This window comes from Actinoplanes sp. ATCC 53533 (genome assembly GCF_003947245.1).
Window position 1 is genome coordinate 19,165 of sequence record NZ_QHHV01000120.1, and the last position, 13,798, is coordinate 32,962.

Consider the following 13,798-nt stretch of genomic DNA (forward strand, 5'->3'; position numbering starts at 1 on the left):
AGTTCGTTGTTGGTCAGGTCTTGGCCCGCCGGGCCGGCACGACCGCCACGGCCACCGCCACCAGGGTCAGGAACGCGCCGAGCACCGTGTTCCAGCCCGGCCGGCCCGCCGCCCCCGGCAGGATCTCGTCCAGCAGCAGCGCGCCGGTGACCTGCCCCGCGATCATGCCCAGGCCGAGCAGCAGCACGCCCGTGTAGCGGACCACGGCGGCGCCCAGCGCGATGAAGACGATCCCGAGGGTGCCGCCCACATACAGCCACCAGGGGCCGCGGGGCAGGTGGTCCGGGAGGCCGCCCAGCGCCACCGACACCGCGAAGGCGACCAGCAGGACCGCCGTACCCGTGCAGAAGTTGAGCAGGCCCGCGACCATCGCGCTGCCCGAGACCACCCGGACGTGGCCGTTGACGGCCTGCTGCCAGGCGATGCCGAGGCCCGCCAGCAGCGGCAGCACCGCCAGCGCCAGGGCGCTCGGATGCCCGATCCGGTCGCCGACCGCCAGCAGCACCGCGCACACGGTCAGGACCGCGCCGGCCAGCCGGGGCGTGGTCACCGGCTGCGGACCGGCCGGGCCCGCGCCGGCCCGGTCCACCAGCAGGCTGCTCGACGACTGGCCGGCGACCAGGGCGACGATGAAGACGGCCACCCCGAGCGTCGGCACGGTCAGGCCCTGGGTGGCGACCAGGAAGCCGCCGCACATGCCGCCCACGCACTGCCACGGGCGGATGTGGCCGGCGCGCAGGGCGGCACGCAGGTGGCCGATCCCGGCCCGGCCGGCCGGCAGCAGCGGCACCAGCACCGCCAGCACCAGCAGGCCGGAGCCGAACGAGATGGTGGCGGCACCGATCGGGTCGCCCAGGCGTACGGCCAGCTCGCCGTTGATCCTCGACTGCACAGCCAGCGCGACACCCGCGACCACCGCGAGGCCCACACCGCCGGCCCGCCGCCCCGCCGAGACGGCGGGCGGGGCAGTCGAGGTCTGGGTCACTCGCGCACCGTCGGCAGGTGCCCGTCGAAGTCCACGGCCGAGTACAGCGCCAGCTTCTCCAGCCGGTGGTACGAGTCGATGACCCGGATCGTGCCGCTCTTGGAGCGCATCACGATCGACTGGGTGTGCGCGCCGCCGGACCGGTATCGCACGCCCTTGAGCAGGTCGCCGGAGGTCACGCCGGTGGCGACGAAGAAGCAGTTGTCGCCGGTGACCAGGTCGTCGGTGCTCAGTACCCGGTTCAGGTCGTGCCCGCCGGCCAGGGCCTTCTCCCGCTCGGAGTCGTCCAGCGGCCAGAGCTTGGCCTGGATGGCGCCGCCGAGACACTTCAGCGCGCAGGCCGCGGTGATGCCCTCGGGGGTGCCGCCGATGCCCATCAGCACGTCGACGTCCGACTCGATGCGCGCCGCGGAGATGGCGCCGGCGATGTCGCCGTCGGAGATGAACTTGATGTTGGCGCCGGCCGCCCGCACCTCCTCGACCAGCGGCTGATGCCGGGGCCGGTCCAGGATGCACACGGTCACGTCGGACACGCTGGAGCGCTTCGCCTTGGCGATGCGCCGCAGATTTTCGGTCGCGCCGGCGTTGATGTCGATGACGTCGGCGCAGTCCGGCCCGACGGCGATCTTCTCCATGTAGAAGACGGCGCTCGGGTCGAACATGGCGCCCCGCTCGGCGACCGCCAGCACGGCGACCGCGCCCGGCATGCCCTTGCTCATCAGCGTCGTGCCGTCGACCGGGTCGACCGCCACGTCCACCTCCGGGCCGGTGCCGTCGCCGACCTCCTCGCCGTTGAACAGCATCGGGGCGTTGTCCTTCTCGCCCTCGCCGATCACGACGACGCCGCGCATCTGGATCGAGTTGATGAGCTTGCGCATGGCGTCGACGGCGGCGCCGTCGCCGCCCTCCTTGTCGCCCCGGCCGACCCAGCGGCCGGCGGCCATCGCGGCCGCTTCGGTGACGCGGACCAGATCGAGGGCGATGTTGCGGTCGAGATCCTGCGGGTTCTGCGCTACGGGCATAGGGGCCTCCTCGCGACGGTGCGGGTGTGGTGCACCGATCCTCACACGCGGATATGCGCGAAGTCCCGCGTCCGCGACATGGTTAACAATGGTGGGGTGGCTACCCCTGAAGCAGCACCGGCGCCCGAAGCGGCCGCCGGGCCCGTCACCGTCGGTAAGCGCGGCGGTCGTTCCCCGCGCGACATGGCGATGTCGCTCGGCATTCTGCTGCTGCCGATCGCGCTGCTGCTGGTCTTCTACCGGGTGGTGCTGGACGGTGACAAGCCGATCAGCATCGACGCCGAGCCGACGATCCAGCAGGCCCGCAGCGCCGCCGTCTTCCCCGTGCTCCTCCCGCAGGGCCTCGGCGACGACTGGCACACGGTCAGCGCGACCTTCAAGCGCGACACCGACGGCGCCACGCTGCGGCTCGGCTACGTCGACCCGGAGAGCGACCCGATCCAGCTCGTGCAGAGCAGCACCCCGACCGCGAAGCTGCTGCCGGTGGAGCTGGGCGACGACCCGAAGGCGGTCAGCACCTTCCGCGACGGTGCGCGGACCTGGCAGCGCTACGACGCCCGGCAGGGCGAGAACGCCCTGCTGCTGCTGGAGAAGGGCCGCACCATCATCGTGGTCGGGACAGCGGAGTCGCAGACCCTGGAGGCCTTCGCGACGTCGCTGGGCTGATCTCTCAGCTCTCCGAGCGGGCGGCGCGGGCGGCCTCGATCCGCTCGCGGGCGCCGTCGAGCCAGCGCTGGCAGACGTCCGCCAGCTTCTCGCCGCGCTCCCACAGCGCCAGCGACTCCTCGAGCGAGCTGCCGCCCTGCTCCAGCCGTTCCACCACCGTCGCCAGCTCGGTGCGGGCCTGCTCGTAACTGAGTTTCTCGTCCGTCATCTCTGCACTTCCGCTCGAAGCTCACCGTCGGCCAGCCGTACCCGGACGACGTCGCCGGTCTCCACCTCGCCGGCCGCCAGGACCACGTGGCCGTCGGTCCGCTGCACGATCGCATACCCGCGCTCCAGCGTCGCCCGTGGCGACAGCGCCCGCAGCCGGGCCAGGGTGTGCCGCAGGTCGTCGTCGGCGCGGCCCAGCCGCTGGTCCAGGCTGCGCGTCGCCCTGTCCCGCAGCCCTGTCACCTCGGCGGCCCGCTGGTCCACCAGCACCTCGGGGCGGGCCAGCACGGGCCGCGACCGCCAGGAGTCCAGCCGGTGCGCCTCCCGGTCCACCAGGGCGATCACCGCGCGGTCCAGCCGGCGGCGGGCCTGCTGGATCAGCGTCGTCTCCTCGGCCAGGTCGGGCACGATCCGCTTGGCCGCGTCGGTCGGGGTGGACGCGCGCACGTCGGCCACGTAGTCGATCAACGGCGCGTCGGTCTCGTGCCCGATCGCGCTGACCACCGGGGTGCGGCAGCCGAACACGGCCCGGCACAGCGCCTCGTCGGAGAAGGGCAGCAGGTCCTCGACGCTGCCGCCGCCGCGTGCCAGCACGATCACGTCCACCGTGTCGTCGTTGTCGAGCACCTTGAGCGCGTCGATGATCTGCGGCACCGCGGTCGGGCCCTGCACGGGCACGTTGATCACCCGGAAGTCGACGGACGGCCAGCGCCGGCGGGTGTTCATCAGCACGTCGCGCTCCGCCGCGGAGGCCCGCCCGGTGATCAGCCCGACCCGCTGCGGCAGAAAGGGCAGCCGGCGCTTGCGCTCGCGGGCGAACAGGCCCTCGGCGCCGAGCAGCTTCTTCAGCCGTTCCAGCCGGGCCAGCAGCTCACCGATGCCGACCTGGCGGATCTCGTCGGCGCGCAGGCTCAGCGAGCCGCGCGCCGGATAGAACTCGGGCTTGGCGTGCAGCGTGACCCTGGCCCCCTCGGCGAGCCCGGGAGCACCGGCATCGAGGACGTCGCGGTGGGCGGTGACGGTGAGGCTGAGGTCGGCCGACGGGTCCCGCAGGGTGAGGAACACCACGCCGGTGCCGGGCCGGCGGCTGATCTGCGCGACCTGGCCGTCGACCCACACCCAGCCCAGCTTGGCGATCCAGGCGCCGACCTTCTGGCTGACGACGCGGACCGGCCAGGGCTCGTCGGCGCTGGACTTCGCGGGCGCGCTCGGTTGCTCGGGCTGGCTCACCGGGCCAGCCTACGGGCGGGTCAGTTCCGGCCGCCGCCGTGGTGCTCGCTGATCCGGCGCGCCATCGCCACCAGCACCAGCACGATCAGGCCCGCGTACCCCCAGAACAACAGATCGGCCAGCAGTTGCGGGCTGTCGACGTGCCAGCCGCCGCCGTCGTCGCGGGCCAGGAAGGTGAACGGATAGCCGTGCCGCACCGAGTACGCGGTCATGCAGCACACCGCGTGGTTGGCCGGCAGCGCGCTGACGAGCATGCCGCCGGTCAGCACCGCGCCGAAGCCCGCGTAGCCCGCCGGCCCGGTCCCGGCGGTGCCCCAGCCGTACGAGATCAGCAACAACCCGCCGACCAGCAGCATGGCGTGGAACAGCAGGTACGCGCGGTCGGGCAGCCGATCCAGCTCGGCGAGCAGGTTCAGGATGGCGATGGCCACGCTGAACCAGCCGACGAGCAACCGCAGCCCGGCACCGAACGAGCCCCAGGGGCCGGGCGACTCGACGCCGCCCACCGTGCTCATCGCCCGAGTATCGCGTCCGGCAGCCGCGCTACGTGCGGAAACGCGGCTTGTCGATCATGACTGCGGTGCGGGCTCCGGCACCGCCGCCGGGCGGCGGGCCAGCCTGGCGGCCACTACCAGGATCAGCCCGGCGAAGGCCCAGAAATACAGGTCGGCGGCGAGGTTGACCGCGTCGACCTGCCAGCTCGACTGCTCGGCGACCTGGCGGGCGGTCGCCGCGTCGCCACCGAGCCCCGCCCGGGAGACCCAGGCGAACGGCCAGCCCCGGCTCGCCAGGTATGCCCACATGCCCCCGAGCTGCGTGCTCTCCGAGATCGCGCCGGCGAGCGTGCCGCCCAGCGCCGCCGCGATCGTCGCCGCCGCGGTGGCCCGTGCCGGCAGCCGTACGCGGTGTGGCATGAGCAGCACCAGGCCGCCGGCCGCCAGCACCGCGCCGACGATCATGTCGGTCACCGGCCTCGGCGCACCCAGGTTGAGCAGGATCCAGGTCAGGCCGCCGACGAGGCTCACCGCGCCGAGCACACCCCGTACGGCGGCACCGGCCTGGCCCCGCATCGTCTGTCTTGTCGCATCCACCGCACGAGTATGCCGTGCGATGGGCACCTCAGGCCCTGGCAGCGATCCTGTCGAGCAGGCAGGTCGCGTCTGCTGGCTGCTGTCCGAGGGCACGTACCATGGCTGGGTGACTGCCGACTCGATCAGCCCAGTTCGCAAGCGTGTGCTCCTCGCCAAGCCGCGGGGCTACTGCGCCGGCGTCGACCGTGCCGTGCAGACCGTCGAGGAGGCGCTGAAGCTCTACGGCTCCCCGGTCTACGTCCGCAAGCAGATCGTGCACAACAAGCACGTCGTCACCACGCTGGAAAGCCGCGGTGCGATCTTCGTGGAGGAGAACGAGGAGGTCCCCGAGGGCTCGACCGTCGTCTTCTCCGCCCACGGGGTGGCGCCCGAGGTGCACGAGCAGGCCCGCGAGCGCAAGCTCAAGGCGATCGACGCGACCTGCCCGCTGGTCACCAAGGTGCACCACGAGGCGAGGCGGTTCGCCGCCGACGACTACGACATCCTGCTCATCGGGCACGAGGGTCACGAAGAGGTCGTCGGCACGGCGGGCGAGGCGCCGGCGCACATCCAGCTCGTCGACGGCCCGGACGACGTGGAGAACGTCGTCGTTCGCGACCCGGCCAAGGTCGTCTGGCTCTCCCAGACCACGCTGTCGGTGGACGAGACGATGGAGACCGTCGCCCGGCTCAAGACCCGGCTGCCGCTGCTGCAGTCGCCGCCCAGCGACGACATCTGCTACGCCACCTCGAACCGCCAGCACGTGATCAAGGAGATCGCCCCGGAGTGCGACGTGGTGATCGTGGTCGGCTCCACCAACTCGTCGAATTCGGTGCGCCTGGTCGAGGTGGCGCTCGGCGCCGGCGCGCGGGCCGGCCACCTGGTCGACTACGCCTCAGAGATCAAGGACGAGTGGCTGGTGGGCGCGACGACCGTGGGCGTCAGCTCGGGTGCCAGCGTGCCCGACGACCTGGTCATGGAGGTGCTCGCGCACCTGGCCGAGCACGGCTTCGGCGAGGTGACCGAGTTCACCACCGCCGAGGAGCGGCTGACCTTCTCGCTGCCGCAGGAGCTGCGCCGCGACATGAAGGCCGCCGCCGCTTCGCGGGGCTAATTCCGCCGCGTGGGGCGCGGTTCGAGGGCGGCTGATTCCGCCGCGTGGGGCGCGGTTCGAGGGCGGCTGATCCCGCTGCCCGCTGCGTGGGGCGCGGTTTGAGGGTGGCTGATTCAGCTGCCCGCTGTCCGCTGCGTGGGGCGCGGTTCGAGGGTCTCGTGGAGCAACTCGGGAGCCTGGGGCTGGCGCGGGGTCAGCTCGACCTGGATCGGCACCGCCAGCTCATCGTCGGAGACACCCATCTCGGCCAGCTTGCGGGCGCTGACCAGCACCCGTGACTCCAGCGAGCCGACCGCCCGGTTGTATGCCGTCACCGCCCCACTCAGCGAACTGCCCAGCTTGCCGACGTGCTCGCCCAGGGTCGACAGCCGGCCGTACAGCTCGCGGGCCAGGCTGTGCACGGCCAGGGCGTTGTGGGCCAGCGCCTCCTGGCGCCACGAATAGGCCACCGTGCGCAGCAGCGCGACCAGGGTCGCCGGGGTCGCCAGCACCACGTTGCGGCTGAACGCGTGCTCCATCAGCGTGGCGTCGCGCTGCAGGGCCGCGTCCAGGAACGGGTCGGCTGGCACGAAGAGCACCACGAAATCCGGCGTCTGGTCAAAGGCCGTCCAGTATGCCTTCGCCGACAGCGCGTCCACGTGCCCGCGCAGCACCCTGGCGTGCTGGTCGAGGTGGGAGTCGCGGGTGCGCTCGTCGCGGGCCTCCATGGCCGAGAGGTAGGAGTCGAAGGGCGCCTTGGCGTCGACCACCACGGACCGTCCGCCGTGCAGCCGCACCAGCATGTCGGGGCGCACGCCCTGGTGGTCGGTCGCCCCGGTGACCTGCTCGGCGAAGTCGCAGTGCTCCAGCAGACCGGCCGCCTCGACGATGCGGCGCAGCTGGTGCTCACCCCAGCGGCCCCGGACCTGCGGGGCGCGCAACGCCGCGACGAGCTGTTTCGTCTCGGTCCGCAGCTCGCCGGAGACCGCGCCCATCGAGCGGACCTGCTCGCGCAGCTCGGCGTACGCGTCCACCCGGTCGCGTTCCAGCTCGGTGACCCGCTGCTCGTAGCGGCGCAGCGTCTCGTGCAGCGGGGCGACCGCGCGGGCGACCGCCTCCTGCGACTGGGCCGTCGCCTCGTAGGACAGTGACCGCAGGGACTGCTCCAGCCGGCCCTCGCCGTCGCGGCCCGCCTGCAGGGTCGCCTCGAGCCGGGCGATGTCGGTGGCGGCGCGCAGTCGCGCGGCCAGCCAGCCGAGTGCGGCTCCGACCCCCAGACAGATGAGCACCACGGCGAGCGTCGAGAAGGTCACCCTCGGAGCTTGCCAGAGGGGTATGACGAGATCGGCGAGAGTACCGTCGAGAGATGAAGGTGTTGCTGCTGCTGGTTGTCATCATCGTCGTTGTTCTAGCGATCATCGCGGCCACCCGGCGGAGCGGCGCGGCGCGCCAGCAGACCCGGCTCGAGGACGCCCGCGCCGAGGCCCAGCGCTGGTACGAGCGCCTCGGCGGACAGGTGCTCAACCTGCACGGCGACGACCCGGCCGCCCGGCAGGCGCTGGCCGACGCGAGCGAGCGATACAACGCCGCCGGCGGGCAGTTGCAGCAGGCCAAGTCGGTGCGGCAGTTCGAGCTCGCCCGGGAGTCGGCGCTGGAGGGCCTGGCGTACGTGCGCGCGGCCCGCATCGCGATGGGCATCGACCCGGGCCCGGACCTGCCGCCGCTGACCAGCGCACAGGGCGCCGGTCAGATCACCCGGGAGCGCGAGGTCAGCGTCCAGGGCCACCAGTACAAGGCGGGCCCGCAGCCCGGCGCGGAGACTCCCTACTACTACCCGGGCGGCCGGGTCCAGGGCCGGCCGGTGCCGTCGGGCTGGTATTCGACGCCGGTCTGGAAGACGGCGCTGGGTGCGGGCGCGGGAGTGATCGGCGGCATGCTGATCTTCGACGCGCTGCTCTCGCCGGGCTTCGGCGACATGGGCTACGGCGACGGCTACCAGGACGGCTTCCAGGACGCGGCCGGCGGCGACGTCGGCGGGGACGGCGGGGGCGACCTCGGCGGGGACGCCACCCAGGCCGGCGACTGGGGCGGCGGCGATTTCGGCGGCGGTGACTTCGGCGGTGATTTCGGCGGCGACTTCTGATCTCAATGCATGCGGCGGGCGAGCTCCCGGCGCAGCGCCCGCGGACCGGGCCACACCTGGGTGAGATCCGCGGTGAAGGCGGGGCGGCCCAGCGGGTCCGCCTCGTCGTCGCGGATGGCCGGCCAGCCCTCGTCCTCGCCCGCGACCGGATGCACCCGGTCCAGGTCGACCGGGGTGACATCCAGCATCGTGCGCAGGCCGTCCCGGCGCACCACCACGTGGTCGATGTCCGGCCAGGCCAGCAGCACCGGGTCGCTGCCCTGGGCGGCTAGTTCCAGGCCCCCGGAGGACGCCCGCACCCAGGTGCTGAGCGCCGACCGGGAGGACACGGCGTACGCGCCGGCCACCAGGACCGCGACCACCGCACCCTGCGCGAGCGTGGACCACCAGGGGTCGTCCGGGCCGCCCAGGAAGAGCGCGACCAGCGGGGACACGATCACGTAGGCGACCAGCAGGGTGCCGGCCAACACGGCGAACGTGCGCCACGGCGACGACCGGAAGAGCACCGCGTCGTCTGCCGGGGCTTCGACCTCGTCGGGCGGGATCGACATGCCCCCTATGCTGCCGTGCCGGGGGTCGCCGTGAGAGGAGAACCGGGCTCAGAAGGCACTGGCGATGACCAACTCGGTCGTGCGGTCGGGCAGCATGTCCAGCTTGCCGATCCGGCCCGCCGCCCTGAGATCGCCCTCGACCAGGGCCAGCCGCTCCAGCACCGCCGCCGGGCCCAGCGCCTCAGCGAGCGGCACCTCCGCCTTCATCGACAGTTTGCGGTCCGACTTGGCCCGGCGGACCTGGCGCAGGGCCTCCCCGGCCAGGTCGAGCAGGGTGGCGTCGCCGTCCGGGGCGACCCGGATCAGCTCGTACCTGGTCGGCCACGTCGAGGTGTGCACCGAGCCGTACCGCCACCAGGACCAGATCTCCTCGGTCGCGTACGGCAGGAACGGCGCGAACAACCGCAGCAGCACGGAGAGCCCGGCCGCCAGCGCCGCCCGGGCCGAGTCGCCGCCCGGCCCCTCGGCGTAAGCCCGGTCCTTGACCAGCTCGATGTAGTCGTCGCAGAACGTCCAGAAGAACGCCTCGCTCACCTGCAACGCGGTCGTGTGGTCGTACGCGTCGAACGCCGCCGTGGCGGTCTCGACCACCTCGGCCAGCCGGGCGAGCACCGCCCGATCCAGCTCCGCGGTCACCGGCCGGCGCAGCGCGTCCGCCGCGCCCAGCCCGAGGGCGAATTTCGACGCGTTGAGCAGTTTGGTGGCGAGCCGCCGGCCGACCTTGATCTGCGCCGGGTCGTACGCCAGGTCGGCGCCAGGGCGCCCGTTGGCCGCCCAGTACCGCACCGCGTCCGCGCCGTTCTGCACCAGCAGGTCCATCGGGGTGACGACGTTGCCCTTGGACTTCGACATCTTCTTGCGGTCGGGGTCGAGGATCCAGCCGGAGAGCACCGCGGTGCGCCACGGCAGGGTGTCGTGCGCGGCATCCGACCGGACGATCGAATAGAACAGCCAGGTCCGGATGATGTCGTGACCCTGCGGCCGCAGATCCATCGGGAAGACCCGCTCGAAGAGGTGGGCGTCGGTGCCCCAGCCGCCGACGATCTGCGGGGTCAGCGACGAGGTGGCCCAGGTGTCCATGACGTCCGGGTCGGCGGCGAAGCCACCCGGCACGCCGCGCTGCGCCTCGACGAAGCCCGGCGGACACTCCGACGACGGGTCGACCGGCAGTGCCGCAACATCCGGTATGAGAAGCTTGTCGTAGTCCGGCTCGCCAGCGTCGTCGAGCCGGTACCAGACCGGGACGGGCACGCCGAAGAACCGCTGGCGGCTGATCAGCCAGTCTCCGGTGAGGCCGTTGACCCAGTGCTCGTAGCGGTGCGACATGTGCGGCGGGATCCAGGTCAGCTCCTCGCCGCGGGCCAGCAGCCGGTCGCGCAGCTGCTGGTCGCGGCCGCCGTTGCGGATGAACCACTGCCGGCTGGTGACGATCTCCAGCGGCGAGTCGCCCTTCTCGTAGAACTTGACCGGGTGAGTGATCGGCCGCGGCTCGCCGAGCAGGTCACCGCTGTCGGTGAGCAGCCGGACGATCTCCCGCCGGGCCGCGTTGACGGTCAGCCCGGCGAACGGCGCGTACGCCGCGGCGGGCACGCCCGGCGGCGGGTCCGGCAGGAACCGGCCGTCCCGGCCGAGCGCCACCCGGGTCCGCAGCCGCAGGTCACGCCACCAGATGACGTCGGTCAGGTCGCCGAAGGTGCAGACCATCGCGATGCCGGTGCCCTTGTCGGCCTCGGCCAGCGGGTGGGCGTGCACCGGCACCTCGACGTCGAAGAGCGGGGTGCGCACGGTGCTGCCGGCCAGCGGATGCCCCGGCGGGCAGACCAGCGCCACGCAGGCCGGCAGCAGCTCGGGCCGGGTCGTGTCGAGGATGACCGGCCCGTCCGGGCCGTGAAAACGCAGCCGGTGGTACGCGCCGGGCCGCTCCCGGTCTTCGACCTCGGCCTGCGCGACGGCGGTGCGGAAGCCGACGTCCCACAGCGTCGGCGCCTCCGACGTGTACGCCTCCCCGCGCGCGAGATTGTCGAGAAAGGCCCGCTGCGAAACCGCCTGCGCCCGGGCCCCGATGGTCGTGTAGGTCAGCGCCCAGTCGACCGACAGCCCGAGCCGCCGCCACAGCGCCTCGAACGCCTTCTCGTCCTCGACGGTCAGCCGGTTGCACAGCTCGACGAAGTTACGCCGGGAGACCGCGAGCGCCTGCTTGGGTGGCGCGGCGGGCGGCTGCCACTGCGGGTCGTACGGCAGCGAGGGGTCGCAGTAGACGCCGTAGACGTTCTGCACCCGGCGCTCGGTGGGCAGCCCGTTGTCGTCCCAGCCCATCGGATAGAAGACGGTCTTGCCCCGCATCCGCTGGAAGCGCGCGACGGTGTCGGTGTGCGTGTAGGAGAAGACGTGCCCCATGTGCAGCTCGCCGGAAACCGTCGGCGGCGGGGTGTCGATCGCGTAGACGTTGGCGCGGCCGGCTACCGAACGGTCGAACCGGTAGGTCCCCTCGTCCTCCCAGTGGGAGGCCCACTTGTCTTCCAGTCCGTCGAGGGTCGGTCGGTCGGGCATCCGGCCGCTAGCAGGCTCCGTCATGCGGTCAGCGTAGGGCCCTTCCGAGCTGCGTTCGAGCGGTATAGGCGGGCGTCCGCCGCCGAGCCGAATTTGTTCAAACGTTAAACTTAAATTCTTCTTAGTGAACCAGGCCACATTGACGATCTTCGGGGCAGCGGAGATCGACCTCGAACGGCTAGCTTCCTCACGCTCGAGTGCTCTCGAGCGATCACGGGGAGAAATTCTGTGCTGGTTAAACGCCGTTCGCTGCATGCTGCCCTACTGCCGTGGGGCCTCGTTCCGGCCCTCGTCGCCGGGGCATCCGCCGTCGCTCAGAGCGAGCCCGCCGGGGCCGCCGCCTGGGTGACCACCCTCGCCGAGCCACCCGGCGTGGCCACCGAGGCCGAACCCTCCGACGTGGCCCCGGGCCCGTCGCCCGAGGAACTGGCCGGCCGGCAGGCTCGCGCTACCGGTCAGCCGGTGGAGGTGGTGGAGCGGCGTGCCGAGGATGAGCTGCTCTTCGCCAATCCGGACGGCACGTTCACCGCGGAGATCACCGCGGGACCGCAGCGGGTCAAGCGGGCCGACGGTTCGTGGTCCGGGATCGACACCACCCTGGTACGCCGCGCGGACGGTTCGGTGGGCCCTCGTGCGGCCGCGGTCGACCTGGGCTTCTCCGGCGGGGGCGAGGGCGACCTGATCCGGCTGGCGGACGACGGCAAGGCGGTCGCCATCGGCTGGCCGGGAGTTCTTCCGGCGCCGGCATTGTCCGGTGACACCGCGACCTATGTGGACGCGCTGCCCGGAGTCGACGTCAAGGTCAGTGCGTCCAGCACCGGCTACTCGTACGTGATGGTGGTCAAGTCCGCCGAGGCCGCGGCCAACCCGGCGCTGGTCCAGCTGAGCCTGCCGGTCGAGGGCGACGGCCTGGCGATGCGCAAGACCGGATCCGGCGGGCTCTCCATGGTCGACGCGCAGGGCAGGGCGATCTTCGAGGGCGCCCAGCCACTGATGTGGGACTCGGCCGCGCCGGCGGCGAAGGCGGCGCCGGCCGCGAAGGCAGCGCCGGTCCCGGCCGATGAGTCCGCCGCGCCCAGCGCCGGTGACCGGGTGGCCGACGTCGGCCTCGGCCTCGCCGCCGAGACGCTGACCCTGGTGCCGGATGCCGCGCTGCTGGCTGATCCGAAGACCGTCTACCCCGTCTACATCGATCCCGACCAGACCGTCAAACGCACCGACTGGATGTACGTCAGCAGCGCGCACCCCAGCACCGAGTACTACAAGTTCAAGGACGACGAGGGTGTCGGCCGCTGCTCCAACTGGGGCGGCAACCTGTGCAGCAGCAGCCCCTACACCAACCGGATGTACTTCAAGTTCACCCCGGTCAAGGCCGACTGGGCCGACCGCGTCATCAGCAAGGTGAAGTTCACCGCGGTGGAGACATGGTCCTTCTCCTGCACCGCGAGCTGGGTGAATCTCAATCTCGTGGACGCGGCCGCGGTCGATTCCGGCACCAACTGGAACAACAAGCCGAAAGACGGCGACCTGATGGTCGACCGCAAGGTCGCCTACGGCCGGGGGAAGGCATGCGATCCGCCCGCGCCGGCCTCTCCGGTGGAGTTCGCCGACAACAAGGACGAGACGAACGAGAACCTCACGGCAACGGTACGGACCAAGCTGAAGGCCGGGGCGCCGATCGCGTTCTCGCTCAACGCCAACGATGAGAGCGACGGCAACAGCTGGAAGCGTTTCGAGGGTGACACCGCGAAGCTGACGGTCACCTTCAACACGCAGCCCGGCAAGCCGTACGGCGAGAAGACCACCAGTCCCGTGACCGGCTGTGTCACCGGGGCCTCCCGGCCGTTCGTCCGCGACGCCACCCCCGACCTGCACGTGACCGCGATCGACGACGAGACCAGCCAGAACCTCAAGGTCACCTTCGACGTGGTGGACATCGCCACCGGCAAGACGGCGCACACCGCCACGATCGATCGACAGGACCAGCAGGGCGAGTTCATCGCGCCGGTGCCCGCGGGCAAGCTGGTGCACGGGCACTCGTACAAATGGCACGCCAAGAGCAACGACGGCCTGGTCGACAGCATCGCCTGGTCCGACTGGTGCGAGCTGTCCGTCGACCTTGAAGAGCCCACCGTCGCGCCCGTCGTCACCTCGGACGACTTCCCCAGCGAAGGACGCGGCAAGCCGGTCGGCCAGAGCGGGCTCTTCACCTTCTCCTCCGGTGACGTGAAGGATCCGGTCTACGGCAACGACATCGACTACTACAAGTGGTCGCTCACCA

The 13,798-nt window shown here is 71.8% G+C and carries 12 protein-coding genes and 1 pseudogene; 4 read left to right on the top strand and 9 right to left on the bottom strand.

The window, feature by feature from the left end; genetic code table 11:
- Positions 1-13: 13 nt before the first annotated feature.
- Together DMB66_RS34290 and glpX are read right to left on the bottom strand one after the other, a co-directional pair.
- Positions 14-985, bottom strand: a complete 972-nt coding sequence (locus DMB66_RS34290; protein ID WP_125808277.1) for a DMT family transporter — start codon at positions 983-985, stop codon at positions 14-16.
- A complete protein-coding gene (gene glpX / locus DMB66_RS34295) occupies positions 982-2,007 on the bottom strand; it encodes a class II fructose-bisphosphatase (protein WP_125808278.1) in 1,026 nt (341 codons plus the stop codon). Before glpX ends, DMB66_RS34290 begins: the two co-directional genes overlap by 4 nt.
- Before the next feature lie 96 nt (positions 2,008-2,103).
- Here glpX and DMB66_RS34300 point away from each other — a divergent pair, with 96 nt between their 5' ends.
- Positions 2,104-2,673, top strand: a complete 570-nt coding sequence (locus DMB66_RS34300) for a DUF4245 domain-containing protein (protein ID WP_233625044.1) — start codon at positions 2,104-2,106, stop codon at positions 2,671-2,673.
- 4 nt (positions 2,674-2,677) lie between these two features.
- On the opposite strand, the gene DMB66_RS34305 is transcribed toward DMB66_RS34300, so the two are convergent.
- The 4 genes from DMB66_RS34305 to DMB66_RS34320 are packed head-to-tail and all read right to left on the bottom strand — an operon-like array spanning position 2,678 to position 5,201.
- Complete coding sequence (locus DMB66_RS34305; protein ID WP_125808280.1) at positions 2,678-2,881, bottom strand: exodeoxyribonuclease VII small subunit; 204 nt, start codon at positions 2,879-2,881, stop codon at positions 2,678-2,680.
- The gene (gene xseA, locus DMB66_RS34310; protein ID WP_125808281.1) at positions 2,878-4,110 is read right to left on the bottom strand and encodes an exodeoxyribonuclease VII large subunit; all 1,233 of its coding nucleotides are present in this window, start codon (positions 4,108-4,110) and stop codon (positions 2,878-2,880) included. Before xseA ends, DMB66_RS34305 begins: the two co-directional genes overlap by 4 nt.
- Positions 4,111-4,130: 20 nt before the next feature.
- The gene (locus tag DMB66_RS34315; RefSeq protein WP_125808282.1) at positions 4,131-4,625 is read right to left on the bottom strand and encodes a hypothetical protein; all 495 of its coding nucleotides are present in this window, start codon (positions 4,623-4,625) and stop codon (positions 4,131-4,133) included.
- A gap of 54 nt (positions 4,626-4,679) precedes the next feature.
- Positions 4,680-5,201, bottom strand: coding sequence for a hypothetical protein (locus DMB66_RS34320; protein WP_125808283.1), 522 nt, complete (start codon positions 5,199-5,201; stop codon positions 4,680-4,682).
- Between the two features lie 19 nt (positions 5,202-5,220).
- Here DMB66_RS34320 and DMB66_RS34325 point away from each other — a divergent pair, with 19 nt between their 5' ends.
- Positions 5,221-6,294, top strand: coding sequence for a 4-hydroxy-3-methylbut-2-enyl diphosphate reductase (locus DMB66_RS34325; protein ID WP_233625045.1), 1,074 nt, complete (start codon positions 5,221-5,223; stop codon positions 6,292-6,294).
- 113 nt (positions 6,295-6,407) lie between these two features.
- Here the strand turns inward: DMB66_RS34325 and DMB66_RS34330 are convergent, their stop codons facing one another.
- On the bottom strand, positions 6,408-7,586 hold the full coding sequence (locus DMB66_RS34330; RefSeq protein ID WP_125808284.1) for a DNA recombination protein RmuC: 1,179 nt from the start codon (positions 7,584-7,586) through the stop codon (positions 6,408-6,410).
- A 53-nt stretch (positions 7,587-7,639) separates the two neighbouring features.
- On the opposite strand from DMB66_RS34330, the gene DMB66_RS34335 reads away from it, so the two are divergent.
- Positions 7,640-8,416, top strand: a complete 777-nt coding sequence (locus DMB66_RS34335; RefSeq protein WP_125808285.1) for a hypothetical protein — start codon at positions 7,640-7,642, stop codon at positions 8,414-8,416.
- 2 nt (positions 8,417-8,418) lie between these two features.
- On the opposite strand, the gene DMB66_RS34340 is transcribed toward DMB66_RS34335, so the two are convergent.
- Positions 8,419-8,967, bottom strand: a complete 549-nt coding sequence (locus DMB66_RS34340) for a hypothetical protein (protein ID WP_125808286.1) — start codon at positions 8,965-8,967, stop codon at positions 8,419-8,421.
- A gap of 48 nt (positions 8,968-9,015) precedes the next feature.
- A complete protein-coding gene (gene valS / locus DMB66_RS34345) occupies positions 9,016-11,541 on the bottom strand; it encodes a valine--tRNA ligase (protein ID WP_125808287.1) in 2,526 nt (841 codons plus the stop codon).
- A 204-nt stretch (positions 11,542-11,745) separates the two neighbouring features.
- Here valS and DMB66_RS34350 point away from each other — a divergent pair.
- Positions 11,746-13,798: pseudogene (locus DMB66_RS34350) on the top strand (hypothetical protein); the annotation flags it as partial.

What these genes read in the sequence shown, in the direction of transcription:
- glpX (WP_125808278.1), bottom strand. Translation starts at nt 2,007, where the DNA reads ATGCCCGTAGCGCAGAACCCGCAGGATCTCGACCGCAACATCGCCCTC.
- DMB66_RS34305 (WP_125808280.1), bottom strand. Translation starts at nt 2,881, where the DNA reads ATGACGGACGAGAAACTCAGTTACGAGCAGGCCCGCACCGAGCTGGCG.
- DMB66_RS34315 (WP_125808282.1), bottom strand. Translation starts at nt 4,625, where the DNA reads ATGAGCACGGTGGGCGGCGTCGAGTCGCCCGGCCCCTGGGGCTCGTTC.
- DMB66_RS34325 (WP_233625045.1), top strand. Translation starts at nt 5,221, where the DNA reads ATGGGCACCTCAGGCCCTGGCAGCGATCCTGTCGAGCAGGCAGGTCGC.
- DMB66_RS34335 (WP_125808285.1), top strand. Translation starts at nt 7,640, where the DNA reads ATGAAGGTGTTGCTGCTGCTGGTTGTCATCATCGTCGTTGTTCTAGCG.
- DMB66_RS34340 (WP_125808286.1), bottom strand. Translation starts at nt 8,967, where the DNA reads ATGTCGATCCCGCCCGACGAGGTCGAAGCCCCGGCAGACGACGCGGTG.
- valS (WP_125808287.1), bottom strand. Translation starts at nt 11,541, where the DNA reads ATGACGGAGCCTGCTAGCGGCCGGATGCCCGACCGACCGACCCTCGAC.